This is a genomic window from Acidovorax sp. FHTAMBA, from assembly GCF_038958875.1.
In the GTDB taxonomy this organism is placed as follows: Bacteria; Pseudomonadota; Gammaproteobacteria; order Burkholderiales; family Burkholderiaceae_C; genus Acidovorax.
In genome coordinates this window covers 1190434-1211223 of record NZ_CP152407.1, presented here as the reverse complement: position 1 = coordinate 1211223, position 20790 = coordinate 1190434, and the positions used below count along the sequence as shown (strand labels likewise).

The window sequence follows — 20790 nt, the reverse complement described above, 5'->3', positions numbered from 1 at the left end:
GGTCGGCAGCGGAGCACGAAAAAAAAAGGGCGGGACCATCTGTGCGATGGGCCCGCCCGTTTTGGGTTTGTTATTGGCGGTAGGTTCCATGCGGCCCGCCTCACGGGCCGCTTTTGACACGAAAGGATCAGCGCAGACCGGCGATGTAGTCGGATACGGCCTTGATTTCCTTGTCGTTCAGCTTGGCGGCCACCTGGGTCATCTGCGCGCTGTTGCCGCGCGATCCGTCACGGAACATGACCAGCTGGGCTGCCGTGTAGTCGGCGTGCTGGCCCGACAGGCGGGGGTACTGCGCCGGAATGCCGGCACCGTTGGGGCTGTGGCAGCCAGCACAGGCCGCAATCTGGCGGTCAGCGATGCCGCCGCGGTAAATGCGCTCGCCCAGCGTGACAAGGTCCTTGTCCTTGGCGAAACCGGGCTTGGCCGCCTTGGAGGCCACCCAGTACGAAATGTTCTTCATGTCGTCATCGGTGAGGGCCATGGCAAAGCCCTTCATGACGGCGTTGTTGCGCTTGCCCGATTTGAACTCCTGCAGTTGCTTGACCAGGTATTCAGGGTGCTGCTGCGACAACTTGGGGTTGGCAGCGATGGCCGAGTTGCCATCGGCGCCGTGGCAGGCGGCACACACTGCGGTGTAGCTGGCCTCGCCCTTGACGAGATCCGGTTTGGCCGCCTTGGGAGGCACCGCAGGAGTTTCACCCGCTGCATAGGCCGAGAAAACAGGTGCTGCCAGTACGGCAGCCGTCAGCAAAGAGGCGAGCAACTTCATATCGAGGGTCTGTGTTGAGGTGCGCAAAACCTCGCGATTCTACAATGACGGTTCTTTCTCTCCCAAACCCCCATGACGACACCCTCTTCCGCGCCAGTTGCTGGCTCCCTTCCGCCCGCACCCGACGCCAAGACCGCCATGGGCTGGATGCACACCGCCAAGTTCTTGACCACGGCGGCGCAACTGCACCACCTGCCGCCCATCGACGTGCCGGAGATTGCCTTTGTGGGCCGCTCCAACGCGGGCAAGTCCACCTGCATCAACACGCTCACCCAGCAAAAACAGCTGGCTTTTGCCTCCAAGAAGCCCGGCCGCACCCAGCACATCAACCTGTTCTCGCTGGGCAAGCAGGGCGTGATGGACGCGGTGCTGGCCGACCTGCCCGGCTACGGCTACGCGGCCGTGTCGCGCTCGGACAAGGTGCGCTGGCAGCAGGTGATGGTGAACTACCTGGTCAGCCGCCCGGGGCTGACCGGCATCGTGCTGCTGTGCGACCCCCGCCTGGGCCTGACCGAGCTCGATGAGGCGCTGCTCGAAGTGGTGCGCCCCCGTGTGGAAGAAGGCCTCAAGTTCCTCATCGTGCTGACCAAGGCCGACAAGCTCACGCGGGCCGAGCAGGCCAAGGTGCTGTCGATTACGCGACTGAATGCCGGCGGCGGAGAGGTGAAGATGTTCTCGGCCCTCAAGAAACAAGGCGTGGACGAGGTGGCACAGCTGCTGTGGCAATGGGCGCACCCGGTAAAAGCCCCTGCCGATGCCGATGCCGATGGCGACCCGGCACCCGCAGATGCATCCCCGCCGCCCGATGGTTCTGAGGATATTGAGTCAAATTAGCCCCCAGCGCTTATCCATCAAGCGCTAACAGCTATCAAATGCGTAGCGCCATGATCCAAGACCGCGTTGTCTCCCTGCCCCACGGCACCACCCTGCACTGCCGTACAAGCGGCGTGGCAGGCCGCCCCGTGCTGCTGTTTCTGCACGGGTTCCCCGAGGGCGCGTTCATCTGGGACGAGCAGCTAGCGCACTTTGCCCGCCCCGAGAACGGCGGCTACCACTGCGTGGCACCCTATTTGCGCGGGTTCGGTCCGTCCAGCAGCCCGGCCGAGGTCGATGCCTACCGCGCCAGGCATCTGGTGCAGGACCTGGCCGCGCTGATAGCCCACGAATGCCCTGGTGGCGCTCTGGAATGCCTGGTGGCGCACGACTGGGGCGGCGCCGTGGCCTGGAACCTGGCCAACCAGCAGCCGCAGCGGATGAAGCGGCTGGCCATCATCAATTCCCCCCATCCGGGTGCCTTTGTGCGCGAGCTGTCTCATAACGCCGCGCAACAGGCAGGCAGCCAGTACATGCACTTTTTGTGCAGGCCCGACGCCGAGGCCCTGCTGGCCGAGGACGACTTCCGCCGCCTGTTCGCCTTTTTCAACGCCCCCGACGGCAGCGTCCCCGCATGGCTGACCGACAGCGTACGCGCCCAGTACCGCGCCCTGTGGCAGCAGGGCCTGACCGGCGCCTGCAACTACTACCGCGCCAGCCCCCTGCGCCCACCCCGCGATGGAGACCCGGGCGCGCAGGCCATCACCCTGCCCGAGTCGATGTTGACGGTGGATATGCCCACACTGGTGCTCTGGGGCATGGACGACCCCGCCCTGTTGCCCGGTCTGCTCGACGGCCTGCCGGGCTGGGTGCCGCAGTTGCAATTGCGGCAGGTAGAGCAGGCATCGCACTGGATCGTGCACGAGCACCCTGAGCGCGTGGCCCAGGATTTGCAGCGGTTTTTGCAATCAAAATTATAGCTAGTAGCGCCTGCCAAATAAGCGCTAGCAGCCATTTCGACCTGAATTTTCAGCCGTAAACGGACGGCTCGCCTTCGGGCCGTGTCTTGAAGCGCTTGTGCACCCAGTAGTACTGCTCGGGCATGGTGTCGATCACGGCCTGCAGTTCGCGGTTCATGCGGGCGGTGTCGGCCTCGGCATCGTCGGTGGGGTAGTTGGCCCAGGCGGGGGAAACCTCGGCCACGTAACCGGTGGGCGTCATGCGCGAATACACGCCCACCACCTTGGCACGCCCCAGCCGCGCAAAACGCGACAGCGAGGGGATGGTGGCTGCCGTCACGCCATAGAACGGCACAAACACCGAATCGTTGCGCCCGTAGTCCATGTCGGGCAGCAGGTACAGCAGGCCACCCTTGCGCAGGTTGGCAATGATGGGTTTGACACCATCGGCGCGGTTGAGCATACGCACGTCGCCAAAACGCTGGCGCCCCGCCATGAACCAGGCGTCCACCGCCGGATCGGGATGGGTGGCAAAGATGGACGTGAACGCACGGCTGCTGCGCAGCGGCAAGGCCAGGCCCCCCGCGTCCATGCCATAGAAATGCGGCGCAAACAAAATGGTGGGCGTGTCGCCTTCCAGCTCGTGCACCGCGCCCGTCAAGCGCACACGCTGCTCGACCACCGAACGCGGCGCGGCCCACAGCCAGCTGCGGTCCAGCCAGGTCTGGCAGAACGCCACAAAGCTGGCCCGTGCCACGGCGCGGCGGCGTGCTTCGGTCCAGTCTGGAAAACACAGCGCCAGATTGCGCAGCGCCACCTTGCGCCGGGGCACCACCAGCACAAACGCCACCTGCCCCAACAGCCAGCCCATGCCGCGCAGCACCGGCAGCGGCAGCAACGCCAGCACCCGCATGAACCACACACCCAGCCGGCCCGTCATGCTGCGGCCCCCGCTGCCGGAGCGGCCTCGCCCCGCGGCTGCTTGTAGCGGCCATAGCCCCACAGATACTGATCGGGGCATTGGCGGATGAGATGCTCCATGCCCTGGTTGATCTGCAGCACGGCCTGGCCCATGTCGGCGGACAGCGGCGCAGCGAGCGGCTCGTAATACGTGACGTAGCCGCGCCCCCACGGCAGGCGCTCACAACGCGCCAGCACCACGGCCGCACCGGTCTGCTGCGCCAGGCGCGCAGCCAGCGTCATGGAGTATGCGTCGCGCCCAAAAAAAGGTGCCCACTGGCCCTGCCCCTCAGGCGGCACCTGGTCAGGCAGCAGGCCCACGGCCTCACCGCGGCGCAGCGCCTTGATCATCTGGCGCACACCGGCCAGCGTGGTGGGCACGGCCAGCATGCCGGGGCGGTTGCGCGCGGTCTCCATCACCTTGGCCAGCCAGGCCTGGCGCGCCGGGCGGTAGAGCACGGTGATGGGTCCGCGCTCCGCGCCCCAGCGGCGCGCAGTGGCCTGGGCCGAGAGTTCAAAGCACCCCAGGTGCGGGGTGAGAAAGACGATGCCGCGGCCAGCGGCATACGCCTGCTCCACGCAGGCTTCGCCCGTGAGGGCACAGGGCATGGCGGCGCCCAGCCACAGGCGCGGCAGCTCGGCCACCATGCGGCCGGCGTGGGCCACGGCGGCACGCACATCGCCGAACCCGTACCCAGCACGCGCCGAGTTGGCGAGGAACCGGCGCCGGTACGTGGGAGATGCGACAAACGCCACCCAGCCCATGGCAGCACCCATGACATGCAGCAACCACAGTGGAAATACGGAAAAGAATCGGAAGACGACTGGCATTAAAATGACGGGGTCGCTGAGTTAAATGAGCAACTTGCAGGGCGACGTTAAAAAAATCTGCTAAAGCGTTCGCCAGATCTCCTTCGGGGTGAGGGCAACGCCCCAAATGCCGGAACACAGGAGTTTATTCAAATGGCGAACGACTTTCTCTTTACCTCGGAATCCGTCTCCGAAGGCCACCCCGACAAGGTGGCCGACCAGATCTCGGACGCGATTCTCGATGCAATCTTCAAACAGGACCCCCGCAGCCGCGTCGCCGCTGAAACGCTGACCAACACCGGCCTCGTGGTGCTGGCAGGCGAGATCACCACCAACGCCCACGTGGACTACATCCAGGTGGCGCGCGACACCATCAAGCGCATCGGCTACGACAACACCGACTACGGCATCGACTACAAAGGCTGCGCCGTGCTGGTGGCCTATGACAAGCAATCCAACGACATCGCCCAGGGCGTGGACCACGCGTCCGACGACCACCTGAACACCGGCGCCGGCGACCAGGGCCTGATGTTCGGCTACGCCTGCGACGAAACGCCCGAGCTGATGCCCGCGCCCATCTACTACGCGCACCGCCTGGTCGAGCGCCAGGCCCAGCTGCGCAAGGACGGCCGCCTGCCGTTCCTGCGCCCCGATGCCAAGTCGCAAGTGACGATGCGCTATGTGGACGGCAAGCCCCACAGCATCGACACCGTGGTGCTCTCCACCCAGCACCACCCCGACCAGAGCGAAACGCAGACCAGGATGAAGGCTTCGTTCACCGAAGCCATCATCGAAGAGATCATCAAGCCGGTTCTGCCTTCGGCCTGGCTGCAGAACACGCGCTACCTGATCAACCCCACGGGCCGCTTCGTCATCGGCGGCCCGCAAGGTGACTGTGGCCTGACCGGCCGCAAGATCATCGTGGACACCTACGGCGGCGCCTGCCCCCACGGCGGCGGCGCGTTCAGCGGCAAGGACCCAACGAAGGTGGACCGCTCGGCCGCCTACGCTGCCCGCTATGTGGCCAAGAACATCGTGGCCGCAGGCCTGGCACGCCAGTGCCAGATCCAGGTGGCGTATGCCATCGGCGTGGCCGAGCCCATGAACATCACGGTCTACACGGAAGGCACGGGCGTGGTGTCGGACGAGCGTCTGGCAGCGCTGGTGCGTGAGCATTTCGACCTGCGCCCGAAGGGCATCATCCAGATGCTGGACCTGCTGCGTCCCATCTATGAAAAGACCGCAGCCTACGGCCACTTTGGCCGCGAAGAACCCGAGTTCAGCTGGGAGAAGACCGATAAAGCTGCGGCGCTTCGCGCAGCAGCCGGGCTGTAAAGCCCGCCGCGCTATAGCGCGGTTTTCGGTCTTCGGGCGTAGTTCATATCGCGTCAGCGATGTGAACGGAGACCAAGGTACGGACAAGGCTGCTGCACTGCGTGCGGCAGCAGGGCTGTAAGCCCTCCGCGCATCGCTCGGCTTTCCGTGCGTGGGCGAAACTCATATCGCGGCAGCGATGTGAACGGACACCAAAACACCCGCAACGCTGAAGCAACTCCAAGCCGCAACGCCAACGCATTGCGGCTTTTCTTTTGGCGCTGCACCACCGCCCGCCAGCGGCCCTCTCCTACACCCACCGCCCGCCTGCACTGACGGCGCTGGCGGCAGCCTCCCGGTATCGTTCCTGCACACCCTTTCGCAGCCCTGCGCTGCCTGCCTTTTCACTGCAAGGAGCGACCATCATGCTGAAGTACGCCATCATTTTTGCCCTCATCTCCCTGGTGGCTGGTGCCCTGGGTTTCAGCGGCGTGGCTGCGGGGGCCGCTGGCATTGCCAAGGTGCTGTTCGTGCTGTTCCTGGTGATCGCTGTCGTGTTCGTGGTGCTGGCCGTGCTGGGGATCGGCGCTGCGCGCAAGGCTCTCAAGTGAGGCCCGGCGCCCTGCCGAACAACCCGACCTGGAAAACCCCATGACACGCAACATTTTTGAAGCCCTGCGCGAAAGCCACGAGCAGCAGCGCGCCCTGTATTCGGCGTTGACGAACACCAGCGGTGACACGCCTGAACGTCGTGAGCTGTTTGAACAGCTCAAAACCGAGCTGGCGGCCCACGCGCTGGCCGAGGACCGCCACTTCTACGTGCCCCTGATCGCACACGACGCTGGCGTGGACCTGTCGCGCCATGCCATTGCGGAACACCATGAGATCGACGAGCTGGTGGAATCGCTGGAGGAGACCGAGCCCTCCAGCCCCGCCTGGTTGCCACTGGCGAGAAAGCTGGCCGACAAGGTCGAGCACCACCTGAAAGAGGAGGAACACAAGTTCTTCCAGATGGCGGGCAAGCTGCTCACGGAAAAGCAGAAAACCGCCTTGGCAGTTAGCTACCAGGCGGATTACGAAGAGGCCAAGACCACCACGGCCTGAGCCCTTGCCCGCTACGCCCTCCAGGCTGTCACCGGGTCGTGCAAGGGCTGATGAGCGCGATGGCCTTCAAACCGGTTCTTCCGCCTGCACCACGCAGTTGCGGCCGCTGGACTTGGCCTTGTAGAGCGCCGTGTCGGCACGCTTGATGAGCGCGTGGCTGTCTTCCTTGTGGTCCCACGTCGCCACGCCAAAACTGGCGCTGACATGGCCCACGGCATCGAATGGCACGGTGGCGATACGCGCGCGCACCGCTTCGGCCATGGCCATGGCGGCATCCACCGGGGTTTCCTTGAGCAGGATGATGAACTCCTCGCCCCCAAAGCGCGCCGCGCAGTCCGACGACCGCAGCAGCTCGCGCACGCGCAGCGCCGTGCTCTTGAGCACCACGTCGCCCGAGTCATGGCCAAAGGTGTCGTTGATGCGTTTGAAGAAGTCGATATCGAACATCACCACCGACAGGCTGCCCTTCTTGATGCGCGTGTCGGCCATCTCGGTCTCCAGCCGCTCAAAGAACCGCCGGCGGTTGACGAGGTCGGTCAGGAAGTCCTTGGTGGCCAGGTCTTCCAGTTTGCGGTTAAGCCGCGCCATGGGCTCGATCACCAGCGAGGACAGCGACAGGTTGAGCACGACAAACAGCAGCACAAAGCTGCCGATCAGCGCCGTCATGACAGTGTTGAAGGTCTGGCGCGCCTTCTCCAGCGGGAAGTACATCGGCACCTTCACCACCTGGATGCCCACGGTCTCGTTCATGCGCCATCCAAAGCCGTTCTTGTCGCCATAGACCTTGAGCATGGACGCAGGCGCCGCCTCCGGCCTGCTGTGGCAGGCCAGGCACTGGGCCTGCTTGATGGTGATGGGGCGGGCCACATACAGGGCGCGGTGCATGCCCTCGCCCACCTCGCCGGTTACCTCCTTCTTGAGGTCCACCCGCCCCTCGCGGAAGTCGCCGATGATGCGCTCCTCCCACTCGTTGGCGCGGTCGCGCAGGTTGGTGGGATTGAGCACCGCCTCCTTGTATTCGTATCCGGGGAACCGGCTTTGCAGGCGGCGCAGCGTCTCGGTGGCGGCGTAGGCGGGCACGGTCTGCGGAAGGAATTTCTCGGCCAGTGTCACATCGAGGTGCGGCTTGACGAGTTCGGTGGTGTAGTCCCGGATGGCCATGGCCGCGTGCATCATGATCTGCGAGTTGTGCTGCACCTCCTCGATGGCCGATTGCTGCAGGAAACGGTGCACGTAAAGCCCCGCACCCGTGGCCGCTGCGATCAGCACGGCCGCCAGCACCAGGTTGAATTTGAGCCGCAAAGACATGGATCTCCCTCAGGTGCCAGTGACGACCTGGCCTGTTATGGGCGGTGCAGCAGCGGCGGCCATTGTGGTGAGCCCTGCGCGCAACTCTGTTGGTGGTACACAAAGTTTGCGTTTGTGCCAGATTTCGGCGCGCCGGTCCAATACTTTGTGCCCGGGTCGTCCCTACAGGCCGCGCGCACTCAGCGACAGACGCTGCCGGAAGGCCGGGCGCACGCGGTACAGCTGTGCAGGCCGGTGGGCCCCCCCGCTGTGCAGCGCGCCGGGCACGGCCTCCAGCATGGCCAGCTCTTCCACCTTGCGGCGAAAGCTCACCTTGTTGAGCGGCTCGCCCAGCACGGCCTCGTACACGGCCTGCAGTTGCGGCAAGGTGAAGGGCTCCGCGCACAGGTGCACGGGCATGGACGAATACTGGCTTTTGCTGCGCACCCGCGCCACGGCGGCATCGACCATGGCGCGGTGGTCAAACGGCAGTGCCGGCAGCTCGGCCACAGGCACCAGGGTGAGCGGCGCCGCAGCCAGCAGCTCGGGCGGTACCAGCGCACAGTAGGCCACCGCCAGCGACCAGCCCCGCGGGTCACGCACCGGGCCGGAGAACGTAGCCAGCTGCTCGAGGTAGGGGCTTTGCAAACCGGCCTTTTCGCGCAGCACACGGGCGGCGCTCGCCTGGGCGTCGGCATCTTCCCCGGTATGGATGTAGCCCCCGGGCAGGGCCAGCGCTCCGGCAAACGGGGCCCGCTCGCGCCGCAGCAGCGCCACCTGCAGCGCGCCGTGCTGCAGGGTGAGCAGCACCACGTCCACAGTACAGATGGGAGAGCGGGCGAGTGTGTCTGACATGGCCGGTAGTTTGTCACACAGCTGTACGAACACCAACGACGCTGAAACAAGCCAACACAAATTTACGATTTAGTTAGTTCATTTTTTTTACTAACAGGTCTACACTGGTGACACTGCAAAGGAGAACGTCCATGGCCCGCAACATTCAGCTTCTGGTGATCGACCCGCAAAACGACTTCTGCGACTTGCCCGCCGCGTGGCAGCCCACCAACCCCCTCACCGGCGCGCGCACCGCCCCCAGCCTGCCCGTGGCTGGCGCCCATGCCGACATGCAGCGCGTGGCCGCCTTCATCCGCCATCACGCGGCCAGCATCGACCACATCACGGTCACGCTCGACTCACACCAGCGCATCGACATTGCCCACCCGGGGTTCTGGCAGCAGGCCGATGGCGGAACGGTCGCGCCGTTCACATCCATCACCGCCGAGCAGGTGCGCACAGGTGCATTCGCACCGCGCCACCCTGCGCACCTGCCACGCACGCTGGCCTATCTGGACGCGCTGGAGGCGCGCGGGCGCTACACCCTGATGGTCTGGCCCGTGCACTGCGAAATTGGCAGCTGGGGCCATGGCATCCATGCCGAGGTGCTGGCCGCGTGTGGCGACTGGCAGTTGCAGCGCCAGCGCGCCGTGCACAACGTGTTCAAGGGCACCAACCCCTGGACCGAGCACTACAGCGCCATCGAGGCCGAGGTGGTGGAAGCCGGCGACCCCGACACCGCGCTCAACACCCGCCTGCTGGCCGCCCTCGACACTGCCGACCTGTTGCTCATTGCCGGCGAAGCCAGCAGCCACTGCGTGCGCGCCACCACCGAGCACATCCTGCAGCACCTGCCCCGCCTCAAGGCGGGGGCGCGGCCGGAGCACATCGTGCTGCTGACCGACTGCATGAGCCCCGTGGGCGGGTTCGAGGCGCAGCACCAGGCGTTTCTGGACAGCATGCGCGCACAGGGCGTGCGACTTGAAAAAAGCAATCAAATGAGCCTCTAGCGCTTATCCATAAAGCGCTAACAGCTACAACATTGGGAGCAAACGCATGAACCCCGTCATCACCAGCCTGCTCGACACGGACCTCTACAAGTTCACGATGTGGCAGGCGCTGCTGCACCGCCACCCGCAAACACAAAGCGAGTACCGCTTTGTGTGCCGCAACACCTCCGCCTACCCGCTGGCCGAGCTGCTGCCCGAGGTGAATGCCGCGCTGGACCACCTGTGCACCCTGCGCTTCACACCCGACGAGCTGGCCTACGTGGGCGGCCTGCGCTACATCAAGAGCGACTTTGTGGACTTCCTGCGCATCTTCCAATTCCAGCGCAGCTTCATCCGCGCCTGGGCCGAGGGCGACCAGCTGCACATCGTGGCGCAAGGCCCGCAGGTGCATGTGATGGGCTTCGAGATCTTTGTGCTGGCCATCGTCAACGAGCTGTACTTTCGCCGCTTCGATACCACTGCAGCCCTCGCCAGCGGACGTGAGCGCCTCGCCGCCAAGGTGCAGCAGCTGCAGGCGCTGGCCCAGCAGGCCACGCTGCGCCACCCGTTCGAGCTGTTCGACTTTGGCCTGCGCCGCCGCTACAGCGGGGCCTGGCAGCACGAGGTGGTGCAGACCTTTGCGCGCGAAGCACCGCAATGGTTCAAAGGCACCAGCAATGTGCTGCTGGCGCGCGATTTGAACCTGGTGCCCATCGGCACCATGGCGCACGAATACCTGCAAACCTACCAGGCGCTGGGCGTGCGGCTGCGCGATTTTCAGAAGGCTGCGCTGGAAGACTGGGTGCAGGAGTACCGGGGCGACCTCGGGATTGCGCTGACCGACACCGTGGGCATGGACGCCTTTCTCGCTGACTTTGACCTGTACTTCGCCAAGCTGTTCGACGGCCTGCGGCACGACTCGGGCGACCCGGTGGCCTGGGGCGAAAAAGCCCTGGCGCACTACGCCAGGCTGCGCATTGACGCCAACACCAAGCGGCTGGTGTTCTCGGACGGACTCGACCTGGAGCGCGCCCTCATGCTGTACCGCCACTTTGGCGACCGCACGCAGCTTGGCTTTGGCATCGGCACCAACCTCACCAACGACATGGGCCCGGGCCACAAGCCGATCAACATCGTGATGAAACTGGTGCGCGCCAACGGACAGCCCGTGGCCAAGCTGTCGGACACGCCGGGCAAGACGCTGTGCGACGATGAAACGTACCTGGCCTACCTGCGCCAGGTCTTCAACGTTGCTAACTGAGTGGCTGAGAAAACTCTCCGACCCGCTCTGCAGACTCAAGGGAAACGCAATGCTCCGCATCACCATCGCCCAATTGAATTTCACCGTCGGCGACATCGAAGGCAACGTGGCCCGCATGGTGGCCGCCGCCCAGCAGGCCGCACGCGAAGAGGCCGACCTCGTCGTGTTCAGCGAGCTGTCGCTGTGCGGCTACTACCCCGGTGACATGCTGGAGGAAAGCGCCTTCCAGCAACGTATCGCGGCCGGGTTGGCAGCGCTGCAGCAAGCCTCTGCCGCGCTGCCACAACTGCACTGGGTGGTGGGCGCCCCCACCCCCGCGCAAGGCCCCGGCAAGAAGCTGCACAACAGCCTGCTGGTGCTGCAGGGTGGGCAAGTCCGCTTGCAATACGCCAAGCAGCTGCTGCCCACGTACAACATCTTTGACGAGCGCCGCCACTTCGAGCCCGGCCCCGACGTGGCCAAGGTGCTGCGCGTCGGTACCGCGCAGGTGGGGCTGCTGGTGTGTGAAGACGGCTGGAACGACCACGGCGGCGACTACGTGATCAACCCGTTCGAGCGTCTGCGCGATGCCGCGCCCGACCTGGTCATCAGCATCAACGCCAGCCCCAGCCATGTGGGCAAGCGCGAGCAGCGCCACCAGATGTTTGGCGGATCGTCGCGCCGCCACGGCTTGCCGATTCTGTACGTCAACCAGGCAGGCGGGCACGACCAGCTGGTGTATGACGGCGGGTCGTTTGCCGCCGAGCCGGACGCGGGCATCGTGTTTGAAGCGCCGCGCTTTGCCGAAGACGTACGCACCCTGCGGTTTGATGGCGGGCGCTTTTGGGCCGCCCAGGGCGAGCGCCCGGCGGCGGTGCCAGCGCAGGGCATCCCGCCGATGGACTTCTACCGCCAGCAGATCGTGCTGGGCCTGCGCGACTACGCGCGGCGCTGCGGCTTTACGCAGGTGGTGGTGGGCAGCTCGGGCGGCATCGACAGCGCGCTCACGCTGGCACTGGCGGTGCAGGCGCTGGGCGCCGACAACGTGGTGGGCATCACCATGCCCTCGCGCTACTCCAGCAGCGGCTCGGTCGATGACTCGGTGGCGCTGTGCCGCAACCTGGGTGTGCAACTCTTCACGCACCCCATTGCCGAGCTGGTGGCGGGCTATGCGCAGCAGTTCGAGGCCAGCTTTGGTACACCGCTGCAAGGCCTGCCGCTCGAAAACTTGCAGGCGCGCATTCGCGGCACGGTGCTGATGGAATACTCCAACGCCTTTGGCCACCTGCTGCTCACCACGGGCAACAAGAGCGAGATCTCGGTGGGCTACTGCACGCTGTATGGCGACACCAACGGCGGGCTGGGCCTGCTGGGTGACCTCTACAAGACGGAGGTGTTTGCCCTGTCGCGCCACGTCAACGAACACGCCGGGCGCGCGCTGATTCCTCAGGCCATCATCGACAAGGAACCCTCTGCCGAGCTGGCCCCGAGCCAGCGCGATGTGGACAGCCTGCCGCCCTACCCTGTGCTCGACGAAGTGCTCAAGCTGCTCATCGAAGGCGACCGCCTTTCTGCCGCGGAGCACGCGGCGGCTCAGAAATTTGTGGCCCAGCTGCAAGCCGACGACGCAGGCCGCGCCCTGGTGCACCGTGTGCGCATGATGGTGGCGCGCAACGAATACAAGCGCCGTCAGGCCCCGCCCATCGTGCGCGTGCGGGCGCGGGCTTTTGGCAGCGGGCGGCAGATGCCGATTGCAGCGCGGTATGTGTGAAATCGGTCCACGGTAAAATCACTACTAAAACGATAGCTGCTAGCGCTTTATGGATAAGCGCTAGAAGCCAAAAACACTTAAAAGTTACCCGACAACGACTGGAGACACATGGTCGATACCGCCATCTACATCGGGCGTTTTGAGCCCGTGCACAACGGCCACATGGCGCTGCTGCAGCGCGCGCTCGACAGCGCGCAGCAGGTCATCGTGGTGGTGGGCTCGGCCTGGCAGGCGCGCTCGCCCAAGAACCCCTTCACTTGGCAAGAACGCGAGGCCATGCTGCGCAATGCGCTGCCCGAGGCCGACCGCAGCCGCATGGTGGTGCTGCCCATGCGCGACTACTACAACGAGGCGGTCTGGGTGCAGGCCGTGCGCCAGGGCGTGGCGCGGCTGACGACACCCGGTGCGCATATCGGTCTGGTGGGCCACTTCAAGGACGCCACCAGCGGCTACCTGAGCGCGTTCCCGGGCTGGGAGCTGATCCATGTGGAGCGCCAGGGGCCGATTGACGCCACCGCCATCCGCGACGCCTGGTTTGGCGCCACACCCGACACGGTGCAGTCCGCCCTCGCTCCTCTGGCTGACCAGATGCCTGCCAGCACCCTGGCCACGCTGACCGAGTTTGCGCAGACCCCGCACTACCTGGCGCTGCAGCAGGAGTGGCAGATGCTGCGCGGCTACCGCCAGGCCTGGGCCGCCGCGCCCTACCCACCCGTCTTCGTGACGGTGGACGCGGTGCTGCGCTGCCAGGACCATGTGCTGCTGATCCGCCGCGCACACGCACCCGGCAAGGGCCAGCTGGCCGTGCCCGGTGGCTTCATCGAACAGCGCGAAACCGTGTGGCAGTCATGCCTGCGCGAACTGGTGGAAGAAACCCACTGCCACCTGCCCGAAGCCACTATGCGCGCCGCGCTGCAGTCGGTGGCCGTGTTCGACCACCCCGACCGCAGCCAGCGCGGCCGCACGATTACGCATGCGCATTACTTTGATTTGGCAGACGCACCGTTCCCGGTGGTGCAGGCCGATGACGACGCGATGCTGGTGCAGTGGACGCGCATCGACCAGCTGGCTTGCCTGGAAGAAGAGTTCTTTGAAGACCACTTTCACATGCTGGACCACTTCTTGAATATCACATGATTGTTGCAAAGCATCATCTGAAGGAGTTGTGCGTCGCACTATCAGAAAGAAGCAGCACCTCCTTCATGCCCCGTGCAACAACTCGTGGCGGTTGCTTCCCGATGTAAAAACACTGGGAGTATGTGCAACCCCTGGATACGATTCTGGCGGCTTTTTTCATGCCTGTAAGCGGATTTTTACCCGTTCACAAGTCGTAGCCCACATCGCCGCGTCAGTCCTTTCGAAGGAGCGCGGGTATTTGTAGGGTCGAATCATTCACTCTCTATGAAGGCACACAGCAAATGGCAGCCGTACCCGGCCACTTTGAGTACCCCATCAAGGATCGAGATATTCTGTCATCGATTCTGCAAACTATCTACGGTGTCAGCCAATCCGATCCGCAGTACAGCCGTTGCCTTCAGTATCTGCTTGCACTCAATCCACACATAAAAAATCCTGATCGCATCCGTGCGGGTGATGTGCTTCGGTTGAATGAACCCCTGGTTGAGGAGGCCCACAAAGGCAACGACCCGCCGCCGCACATCGTCAATACGCCGTTGATCAGCGAGGGGGTGAAGAGCGCGGATGCGGCAGGCTTTCAAGCAGTGACCTGGATGGCCGACAACAGCAACTCCTTTCTCATCCCCGGTTCTGTCATTGCGAGCGGAGGAGCAAATTTGCTTAGCGGCGGAAACGTCTCGCTCATCCATCAGATGAGCGACCACTATGCAAGCTACAAATCAGGCAACCTGACGAAAGGCCAGTACGACTATCGCCGGGCTTTAGCCCTTCGAAGGTTTCAAACCAACATTGGCCCTATGGACCGCTTGCTCTTCGGGAACGGCGGGAGTCAACAGTCGCTTCGCATCGCGCGTGCAGGAGGCGTTCCAGCCAATGCCAATCTGGCACGCCACGCGAGTCGGCTCCAGCGATTGGGTCAGGTGGCGAATAAAGGGGGAGTTGTACTGACGGGAGTGGGCCTCGCTGCGTCATGCATACAAATCGCCAACACCACGAGTCAGAACGAGAAGAATCAGATATTCGTTGAAAGCGTTGCTGGATCTGTCACAGGTTTGGTGGGCGGAGCAGCGGTGGGACTATTTCTTGTGTCGAATCCCGTAGGTTGGGGTACCGCATTGTTACTCGCGGCCGGCACAGCCGCTTGGGGTTACAACGCAGGAAAAGCGTCACGCTGGGCGTATGATCGGTGGGGAAATTCTGCTGACCTCGTTTCTGCAACTCACATCAGCCAGGTATGTCACTAATTACGCCCCACAATATTTTTATGACCACTATGTGGGGTGGGATTATTTTTTTAGCTACGGGGCCAGCTATTTTTCTAGCTCTTCATTTCCTGATGCCGAAGCAATTCCTAGAAAAATATTTCACCAGCCCATTTTTTCAGATTTGGGAAATTAATGCATTTAACATATTTCCATCGACATTTATGCGAACAGTCATGTTGACAGGTGTTATTGCATTTCCAAAATTGGGCAAAAAAAGAAAACTGACCGACGCTCATTTGGATGCACCCCGATGGTACAAAATCTTTTCGAAAACGTACTGGATATATTTCTTAACCCTGGGCGGCCTTTTCGTCATAAGTCTTATTGGTCTGGTTGCTTACACCGTTGCCATAGATAACCTGTAGAACGCGCACCCGCGCTTTGAAAAAACTTAATTCAGATACGCCGTCTCAACCGTGAAACCAACGGGAATGAGGACCGCAGACCCCTCCCAATCCGAAATCACGCCACGCGGAACTTGCCCACCGTCTGCGACAGATCTTGCGCGAGGACTGGTCGATGGACACCATCGTGCCCACAACTTGCTGCATCACGTCGCCACCGCGCACTGCCATGTCGGATGCGGCACGGGCCAGTTCGTCGGCGCGCTTGGCGTTGGCGGCGTTTTGCTGCACGGTGGACGTGAGTTGCTCCATCAACGCGGCCGTCTCCTGCAGCGCGCTGGCCTGCGACTCGGTGCGCGCCGACAGGTCGCCATTGCCGGCGGCGATCTCGGACGACGCGGTGGTGATGGAGTCGGTGCTGTCGCGCACCTGCTTTACCAGGTGCGAAAGGTTGTCGCGCATGGCGCGGATGGCGCGGATGGCGTGCAGGATGCTGGTGGTGTCGCCGGGCAATGTCTGCACGTCCACCGCCAAATTGCGCAGGCCGCACGGCGACAGGGATTGGCACCCGCTCGGGGCGCAGGTGTAACAGCCTCGGAAATGCGGCGCACCCGCAACGCCACAGCCAACCCGAAAGGTGTTGGCTGGGAGTTTCGAGTCACTGGCGACAGCCAGCGGCAGCGATGGATAGAGTGCGATGGACCAGAGGCTCAGGTGCCCGCCCGCTCCAACATCGCATGCAGCAGCACATTGCACCCTGCCTCGATGTGCTCGGGCTTGGCGTCTTCAATCTCGTTGTGGCTGATGCCGTCCTTGCACGGGATGAACACCATGCCCGCAGGCGCCAGGCGGGCCATGTACACCGCGTCGTGCCCCGCGCCCGACACAGCAGGCATGTGGCTGTAGCCCAGCTTGGCGGCGGCGCGGCCCACGGCGTCCACGCAGTCGGGGTGGAAGACCTGGGCGGGGTAGTTGGACACCAGTTCGATCTTGATGGGCAGGCCGGTGTCCGCACTGAGCTTGGCGGCTACCGCGCGGATGTCCTGGTCCATGCTGTCGCATTCAGCGTCGGTGGCGTTGCGCAGGTCAATGCTGAACTTGACCTGGCCAGGGATGACGTTGCGGCTGTTGGGGTGCACATGCACCATGCCGACCGTGCCGCGCCCGTGCGGCGGGTGGCGGTGGGCACAGGCCACCACCTCCTGCATCAGCTGCGCGGCGACCTGCAGCGCGTCCTTGCGCAGGGCCATGGGCGTGGGGCCTGCATGCGCTTCCATGCCGGTCACCGTGCAGTCGTACCAGCGGATGCCCAGCACGCCGCTGACCACGCCGATGGTCTTGTTGTTGTCTTCGAGCACCGGGCCTTGTTCGATGTGGGTTTCGAAGTACGCGCCGATGGGGTGGTCGCCAGGCTCCTGGTCGCCGATGTAGCCGATGCGCTCGAGTTCGCCTTTCACCGTCTTGCCTTCGGTGTCGGTGGCGGCGTAGGCGTGTTCCAAAGTGAAGGCTTTGGCGAACACGCCGGAGCCCATCATGACGGGCACAAAGCGGCTGCCTTCTTCGTTGGTCCAGAAGGCGACCTCGATGGGGGCCTCGGTTTCGATGCCGTGGTCATTGAGGGTGCGCACCACCTCGATGCCCGCCAGCACGCCGTAGTTGCCGTCGAACTTTCCGCCGGTGGGCTGGGTGTCGATGTGGCTGCCGGTCATGATGGGGGGCAGGCTGTTGTTGCGGCCGGGGCGGCGCATGAAGCCGTTGCCGATCTTGTCGATGGTGACCGTCATGCCGGCTTCGCGCGCCCAGCGGGTGACGAGGTCGCGGCCCTGCTTGTCCAGGTCGGTGAGGGTGAGGCGGCATACGCCGCCTTTGGGGGTGGCGCCGATCTGGGCCAGCTCCATCAGCGACGCCCACAGGCGATCGCCGTTGATGCGCAGGTTTTCGATGTCGGGTTTGACTTTGGTGTCCATGGTGTTCTCCGGATGCATTGCAGCGGTCAGCGTGCAACGGCGGTGGGGGCCAGGTCCTGCGCACGTTTTTGCACGGCCTGGAAGTTGGCGCCAAACGCAGGGCGCTTGATGTAGCGGCCCTTGCCTTGTTCAGCCCGAAGGTCGCCGTTGGCAAACACCACGCGACCCTGGCTGATGGTATGGCTGGGGATGCCGCGCACGGTGCGGCCTTCAAAGATGTTGAAGTCGCCCTTGCTGAACTGGGTCTTGGCGGAGAAGGTCTTGGTGCCTTGCGGGTCCCACAGCACCAGGTCGGCATCAGCGCCTTCGCCGATGAAACCCTTGCGTGGGTAGATGTTGAACAGCTTGGCCGCGTTGGCCGAGGTGATGGCCACGAACTCGCTGGGTGTGAGGCGCCCGGTGTTCACGCCGCCATCCCAGAGCGCGGCCATGCGCTCTTCCACGCCACCCGTGCCGTTGGGGATCTTGGCAAAGTTATCCTTGCCCATGGCCTTTTGGGCGGCGCAGAAGGTGCAATGGTCCGTGGCCGTGGTGTGCAGCTGGCCCGACTGCAGGCCGCGCCACAGCGCCTCCTGGTGGCCCTTGGGGCGGAAGGGCGGGCTCATCACATAGGCGGCGGCCTTGGCGAAGTCGGGGTCGCGGTACACGCTGTCGTCCACCAGCAGGTGGCCCGCCAGCACCTCACCGTACACGCGCTGGCCGCGCGCACGGGCGCGGGCAATCGCGTCGGCCGACTCCATGCAGCTCACATGCACCACGTAAATGGGCACGCCCAGCACATCGGCAATGGCGATAGCGCGGTTGGCGGCCTCGGCCTCCACCATGGGCGGGCGCGACAGTGGATGGCCTTCGGGGCCGGTGATGCCCATCTTGGCGACCTCTTGCTGCAGCAGGTACACCAGTTCACCGTTTTCGGCATGCACCGTGGGCATGGCGCCCAGCTCCAGCGCACGCTTGAAGCTGTTCACCAGGGTTTCGTCGTCGCACATGATGGCGTTCTTGTAGGCCATGAAGTGCTTGAAGCTGTTCACGCCCTCGTCCTGCACCAGCGTGCCCATGTCGGCGCGCACCTGATCGCTCCACCAGGTGATGGCGACGTGAAACGAATAGTCGGCGGCCGACTTCTCCGCCCAGCCGCGCCATTTGCGATAAGCATCCAGGATGGGTTCTTGCGGATCGGGGATCACGAAGTCGATGATGCTCGTGGTGCCGCCCGCCAGCGCAGCCGCCGTGCCGGTGAAGAAGTCGTCCATGGTGACGGTACCCATGAACGGCAATTGCATGTGCGTGTGCGGGTCGATGCCGCCGGGCAGCACGTACTGGCCGCTGGCGTCCAGCACCTGCGCGCCAGCAGGGGCCTGCGCCGCAGCCCCATCCCCCACGGCCACGATGCGGCCATCGGCGCACAACACATCTGCGCGCTGTTCACGGTCGGCGTTGACCACGGTACCACCGCGGATCACAAGGGCTTGGCTCATGGGGGTCTCCTTCAGGAATGCACATCAAACAAGGCTCTGCCAAGGCCGCTCGCCCTGGCAGAGCCGCAGCGTCACTTCTTCTTTGCGGTCAGGTAGTAGTAGGTGCCGGCGACGGCCAGGCTGAAGAACCAGCCGAAGTCAAAAAGGCTCAGCAACAGTGGCGCTACCGAGGCCTTGTCCACCACGCCCGACACCGCCAGATATCCCGGCAGGCACGGCAGCACACCCAGCGCAAACGCGACCAGCGCCTGCACGTTCCAGCCACCGCTGTATTCGTAGTCACCGCCACGGCGGTACAGGTCGTCCACCTTCAGTTCTGTCTTGCGCACCAGGTAGTAGTCGACCAGCAGGATGCCTGCAATGGCGCCCAGCAGCGTGCCATACCCGCCCAGCCAGGTGAACAGGTAGCCGCCCGAGGTGGCCAGCAGCTTCCAGGGCATGAACAGCAGGCCAATGAAGGCGGCAATCAGGCCACCGGTGCGGAAGCTGATCCTGGAAGGCGCCACCTGGCTGAAGTCATACGACGGCGACACCAGATTGGCGGCGACGTTGGTCGTCAGGTTGGCCAGCAGGATCACCAGCAGGCCGACGCCGGCAGCCAGGCTGCCCATCTGCGTCAGCAGGCCATCCGGGAACAGCTGGGCCTTGCCATACAGGATGGCCGAGGCCGAGAAACCGATCACGCCCACCATGGAGAACAGCGCCATGGGAATGGGCAGGCCAATGGCCTGGCCGATGACCTGGTCCTTTTGCGACTTGGCAAAACGGGTGAAGTCAGGGATGTTGAGGGCGAGTGTGGCCCAGAAGCCCACCAGGCCGGTCAGCGCCGCCCAGGTCTTGGGGCCGCCTTCCACAATCTTGGCCGGCAGGTTGAAAAGCTGGCCGGACGGCACCTTCATCATCAGCACCACCACCAGCACGATGGAAGCAATGATCATCAGCGGCGCAGCGATCACTTCCAGTTTGCGGATGGACTCGGGGCCTTTCCAGATGAAGTAGATGTGCACGGCCCAGAACGCCAGGAAGCACATGAACTGCGAAGTGCTGATGGTCTGCCCGTCCGCCGGACCCGCAAGGCCCATGCCCAGGATGTTCAGGAACCCGTGCAGCGCCAGTGCGCCAAAGTAGCAGTTGATGGAGAACCAGCCACAGGCCACCAGGCCACGCAGTACGGCCGGCAGGTTGGCGCCCTTGACGCCGAATGAAGCCCGCGCCAGCACCGGAAACGGAATGCCGTATTTGGGACCCACGCGGCCGATGAGCAGCATCGGCACCAGCACGATGCAGTTGGCGACAAACACCAGCCACACCGCCATCTGCCACGTGAAGCCCTGGTCGAGCATGGCACTGGCCATGGTGTACGTGGGTACGCACACCACCATGCCCACCCACAACGCCGCATAGTCTTTCCAGGCCCAATGGCGCTGGGCTTGCGTGGTGGGGAGCAAATCTTCATTGGCGAGCGGGTTCATGGCTCCGCCGGGCATTTGCCCCACCACATGGGCGGCACTGCCGGTACTTTTGGTCATACCTGTTCTCCTGTCAAAGACTTCGTTGGGGTTGCAAACAACCCGCTGTCTGTTAAAGCGCCCTCACGCTGGCAGATGGCGGGCAAAAGGAAGCGAGCGATGCTATCGGTCACGCAAGAACTGCACCAGATGCACTGCAGCACCGCGTTGCGAATGTGCACCAGATCGGTCATCACGGATACCGCTTTCACGCCGATGCTCCGGTGCGCTGTCGCCCGCT

The 20790-nt window shown here is 64.0% G+C and carries 21 protein-coding genes; 11 read left to right on the top strand and 10 right to left on the bottom strand.

Translation table 11 applies throughout. From position 1 onward, the window contains the following. Nucleotides 1-127 precede the first annotated feature (127 nt). The gene (locus AAFF19_RS05580; protein WP_008905224.1) at nucleotides 128-769 is read right to left on the bottom strand and encodes a c-type cytochrome; all 642 of its coding nucleotides are present in this window, start codon (nucleotides 767-769) and stop codon (nucleotides 128-130) included. Between the two features lie 72 nt (nucleotides 770-841). Between AAFF19_RS05580 and yihA the strand changes: the two genes are divergently transcribed. Together yihA and AAFF19_RS05570 are read left to right on the top strand one after the other, a co-directional pair. Beyond that, nucleotides 842-1603 carry a ribosome biogenesis GTP-binding protein YihA/YsxC gene (gene yihA, locus AAFF19_RS05575; RefSeq protein WP_182118195.1) on the top strand — a complete coding sequence of 254 codons (762 nt, stop codon included), beginning with the start codon at nucleotides 842-844 and terminating at the stop codon, nucleotides 1601-1603. Nucleotides 1604-1653: 50 nt separating this feature from the next. Continuing rightward, on the top strand, nucleotides 1654-2562 hold the full coding sequence (locus AAFF19_RS05570) for an alpha/beta hydrolase (protein ID WP_008905226.1): 909 nt from the start codon (nucleotides 1654-1656) through the stop codon (nucleotides 2560-2562). Nucleotides 2563-2611: 49 nt separating this feature from the next. Here the strand turns inward: AAFF19_RS05570 and AAFF19_RS05565 are convergent, their stop codons facing one another. After that, a complete protein-coding gene (locus AAFF19_RS05565) occupies nucleotides 2612-3481 on the bottom strand; it encodes a lipid A biosynthesis acyltransferase (RefSeq protein WP_182118194.1) in 870 nt (289 codons plus the stop codon). Then, nucleotides 3478-4332 carry a lysophospholipid acyltransferase family protein gene (locus tag AAFF19_RS05560; RefSeq protein WP_182118193.1) on the bottom strand — a complete coding sequence of 285 codons (855 nt, stop codon included), beginning with the start codon at nucleotides 4330-4332 and terminating at the stop codon, nucleotides 3478-3480. Before AAFF19_RS05560 ends, AAFF19_RS05565 begins: the two co-directional genes overlap by 4 nt. Before the next feature lie 132 nt (nucleotides 4333-4464). Between AAFF19_RS05560 and metK the strand changes: the two genes are divergently transcribed. From metK to AAFF19_RS05545, 3 genes are all read left to right on the top strand, one after another. Further along, on the top strand, nucleotides 4465-5646 hold the full coding sequence (metK, locus tag AAFF19_RS05555; protein WP_342721471.1) for a methionine adenosyltransferase: 1182 nt from the start codon (nucleotides 4465-4467) through the stop codon (nucleotides 5644-5646). Nucleotides 5647-6050: 404 nt separating this feature from the next. After that, nucleotides 6051-6236 (top strand): DUF1328 family protein, encoded by a 186-nt coding sequence (locus tag AAFF19_RS05550; protein ID WP_342721469.1) that lies wholly within the window; start codon nucleotides 6051-6053, stop codon nucleotides 6234-6236. Between the two features lie 40 nt (nucleotides 6237-6276). Beyond that, complete coding sequence (locus AAFF19_RS05545; protein ID WP_008905231.1) at nucleotides 6277-6729, top strand: hemerythrin domain-containing protein; 453 nt, start codon at nucleotides 6277-6279, stop codon at nucleotides 6727-6729. 66 nt (nucleotides 6730-6795) lie between these two features. On the opposite strand, the gene AAFF19_RS05540 is transcribed toward AAFF19_RS05545, so the two are convergent. Both AAFF19_RS05540 and AAFF19_RS05535 read right to left on the bottom strand, forming a co-directional pair. Then, nucleotides 6796-8037, bottom strand: coding sequence for a diguanylate cyclase (locus tag AAFF19_RS05540; protein WP_182118192.1), 1242 nt, complete (start codon nucleotides 8035-8037; stop codon nucleotides 6796-6798). A 162-nt stretch (nucleotides 8038-8199) separates the two neighbouring features. Further along, entirely contained in the window at nucleotides 8200-8871 is a 672-nt protein-coding gene (locus AAFF19_RS05535; protein WP_034694287.1) for an NUDIX domain-containing protein, read from the bottom strand. 131 nt (nucleotides 8872-9002) lie between these two features. On the opposite strand from AAFF19_RS05535, the gene AAFF19_RS05530 reads away from it, so the two are divergent. The 6 genes from AAFF19_RS05530 to AAFF19_RS05505 all read left to right on the top strand — a co-directional run bounded on the left by AAFF19_RS05530 (nucleotide 9003) and on the right by AAFF19_RS05505 (nucleotide 15617). After that, complete coding sequence (locus AAFF19_RS05530; RefSeq protein ID WP_182118191.1) at nucleotides 9003-9860, top strand: cysteine hydrolase; 858 nt, start codon at nucleotides 9003-9005, stop codon at nucleotides 9858-9860. Nucleotides 9861-9906: 46 nt separating this feature from the next. Next, nucleotides 9907-11100 carry a nicotinate phosphoribosyltransferase gene (pncB, locus tag AAFF19_RS05525; RefSeq protein ID WP_182118190.1) on the top strand — a complete coding sequence of 398 codons (1194 nt, stop codon included), beginning with the start codon at nucleotides 9907-9909 and terminating at the stop codon, nucleotides 11098-11100. A 49-nt stretch (nucleotides 11101-11149) separates the two neighbouring features. Further along, on the top strand, nucleotides 11150-12850 hold the full coding sequence (locus AAFF19_RS05520) for an NAD+ synthase (protein WP_182118189.1): 1701 nt from the start codon (nucleotides 11150-11152) through the stop codon (nucleotides 12848-12850). Between the two features lie 108 nt (nucleotides 12851-12958). Continuing rightward, nucleotides 12959-13987 (top strand): bifunctional nicotinamide-nucleotide adenylyltransferase/Nudix hydroxylase, encoded by a 1029-nt coding sequence (locus tag AAFF19_RS05515; protein ID WP_342721468.1) that lies wholly within the window; start codon nucleotides 12959-12961, stop codon nucleotides 13985-13987. 281 nt (nucleotides 13988-14268) lie between these two features. Further along, nucleotides 14269-15231 carry a hypothetical protein gene (locus tag AAFF19_RS05510; protein ID WP_342721467.1) on the top strand — a complete coding sequence of 321 codons (963 nt, stop codon included), beginning with the start codon at nucleotides 14269-14271 and terminating at the stop codon, nucleotides 15229-15231. A gap of 20 nt (nucleotides 15232-15251) precedes the next feature. Next, nucleotides 15252-15617: a hypothetical protein gene (locus AAFF19_RS05505; protein ID WP_342721466.1), complete on the top strand. Its 366-nt coding sequence runs from the start codon at nucleotides 15252-15254 to the stop codon at nucleotides 15615-15617. 45 nt (nucleotides 15618-15662) lie between these two features. On the opposite strand, the gene AAFF19_RS05500 is transcribed toward AAFF19_RS05505, so the two are convergent. From AAFF19_RS05500 to AAFF19_RS05480, 5 genes are all read right to left on the bottom strand, one after another. Continuing rightward, nucleotides 15663-16118 carry a hypothetical protein gene (locus tag AAFF19_RS05500; RefSeq protein WP_342721465.1) on the bottom strand — a complete coding sequence of 152 codons (456 nt, stop codon included), beginning with the start codon at nucleotides 16116-16118 and terminating at the stop codon, nucleotides 15663-15665. A gap of 188 nt (nucleotides 16119-16306) precedes the next feature. Next, nucleotides 16307-17563 carry a Zn-dependent hydrolase gene (locus tag AAFF19_RS05495; RefSeq protein ID WP_342721464.1) on the bottom strand — a complete coding sequence of 419 codons (1257 nt, stop codon included), beginning with the start codon at nucleotides 17561-17563 and terminating at the stop codon, nucleotides 16307-16309. A gap of 26 nt (nucleotides 17564-17589) precedes the next feature. Then, nucleotides 17590-19041: a dihydropyrimidinase gene (gene hydA / locus AAFF19_RS05490; RefSeq protein ID WP_342721463.1), complete on the bottom strand. Its 1452-nt coding sequence runs from the start codon at nucleotides 19039-19041 to the stop codon at nucleotides 17590-17592. A 71-nt stretch (nucleotides 19042-19112) separates the two neighbouring features. Continuing rightward, the gene (locus AAFF19_RS05485; RefSeq protein ID WP_342721462.1) at nucleotides 19113-20570 is read right to left on the bottom strand and encodes an NCS1 family nucleobase:cation symporter-1; all 1458 of its coding nucleotides are present in this window, start codon (nucleotides 20568-20570) and stop codon (nucleotides 19113-19115) included. After that, the gene (locus tag AAFF19_RS05480; protein WP_139019375.1) at nucleotides 20567-20761 is read right to left on the bottom strand and encodes a hypothetical protein; all 195 of its coding nucleotides are present in this window, start codon (nucleotides 20759-20761) and stop codon (nucleotides 20567-20569) included. The genes AAFF19_RS05485 and AAFF19_RS05480 overlap by 4 nt, the downstream gene beginning before the upstream one ends. Nucleotides 20762-20790 lie beyond the last annotated feature (29 nt).

Coding starts and splice junctions, on each gene's coding strand:
- AAFF19_RS05580 (WP_008905224.1), bottom strand. CDS start 769: ATGAAGTTGCTCGCCTCTTTGCTGACGGCTGCCGTACTGGCAGCACCT.
- yihA (WP_182118195.1), top strand. CDS start 842: ATGACGACACCCTCTTCCGCGCCAGTTGCTGGCTCCCTTCCGCCCGCA.
- AAFF19_RS05570 (WP_008905226.1), top strand. CDS start 1,654: ATGATCCAAGACCGCGTTGTCTCCCTGCCCCACGGCACCACCCTGCAC.
- AAFF19_RS05565 (WP_182118194.1), bottom strand. CDS start 3,481: ATGACGGGCCGGCTGGGTGTGTGGTTCATGCGGGTGCTGGCGTTGCTG.
- AAFF19_RS05560 (WP_182118193.1), bottom strand. CDS start 4,332: ATGCCAGTCGTCTTCCGATTCTTTTCCGTATTTCCACTGTGGTTGCTG.
- metK (WP_342721471.1), top strand. CDS start 4,465: ATGGCGAACGACTTTCTCTTTACCTCGGAATCCGTCTCCGAAGGCCAC.
- AAFF19_RS05550 (WP_342721469.1), top strand. CDS start 6,051: ATGCTGAAGTACGCCATCATTTTTGCCCTCATCTCCCTGGTGGCTGGT.
- AAFF19_RS05545 (WP_008905231.1), top strand. CDS start 6,277: ATGACACGCAACATTTTTGAAGCCCTGCGCGAAAGCCACGAGCAGCAG.
- AAFF19_RS05540 (WP_182118192.1), bottom strand. CDS start 8,037: ATGTCTTTGCGGCTCAAATTCAACCTGGTGCTGGCGGCCGTGCTGATC.
- AAFF19_RS05535 (WP_034694287.1), bottom strand. CDS start 8,871: ATGTCAGACACACTCGCCCGCTCTCCCATCTGTACTGTGGACGTGGTG.
- AAFF19_RS05530 (WP_182118191.1), top strand. CDS start 9,003: ATGGCCCGCAACATTCAGCTTCTGGTGATCGACCCGCAAAACGACTTC.
- pncB (WP_182118190.1), top strand. CDS start 9,907: ATGAACCCCGTCATCACCAGCCTGCTCGACACGGACCTCTACAAGTTC.
- AAFF19_RS05520 (WP_182118189.1), top strand. CDS start 11,150: ATGCTCCGCATCACCATCGCCCAATTGAATTTCACCGTCGGCGACATC.
- AAFF19_RS05515 (WP_342721468.1), top strand. CDS start 12,959: ATGGTCGATACCGCCATCTACATCGGGCGTTTTGAGCCCGTGCACAAC.
- AAFF19_RS05510 (WP_342721467.1), top strand. CDS start 14,269: ATGGCAGCCGTACCCGGCCACTTTGAGTACCCCATCAAGGATCGAGAT.
- AAFF19_RS05505 (WP_342721466.1), top strand. CDS start 15,252: ATGACCACTATGTGGGGTGGGATTATTTTTTTAGCTACGGGGCCAGCT.
- AAFF19_RS05495 (WP_342721464.1), bottom strand. CDS start 17,563: ATGGACACCAAAGTCAAACCCGACATCGAAAACCTGCGCATCAACGGC.
- hydA (WP_342721463.1), bottom strand. CDS start 19,041: ATGAGCCAAGCCCTTGTGATCCGCGGTGGTACCGTGGTCAACGCCGAC.
- AAFF19_RS05485 (WP_342721462.1), bottom strand. CDS start 20,570: ATGACCAAAAGTACCGGCAGTGCCGCCCATGTGGTGGGGCAAATGCCC.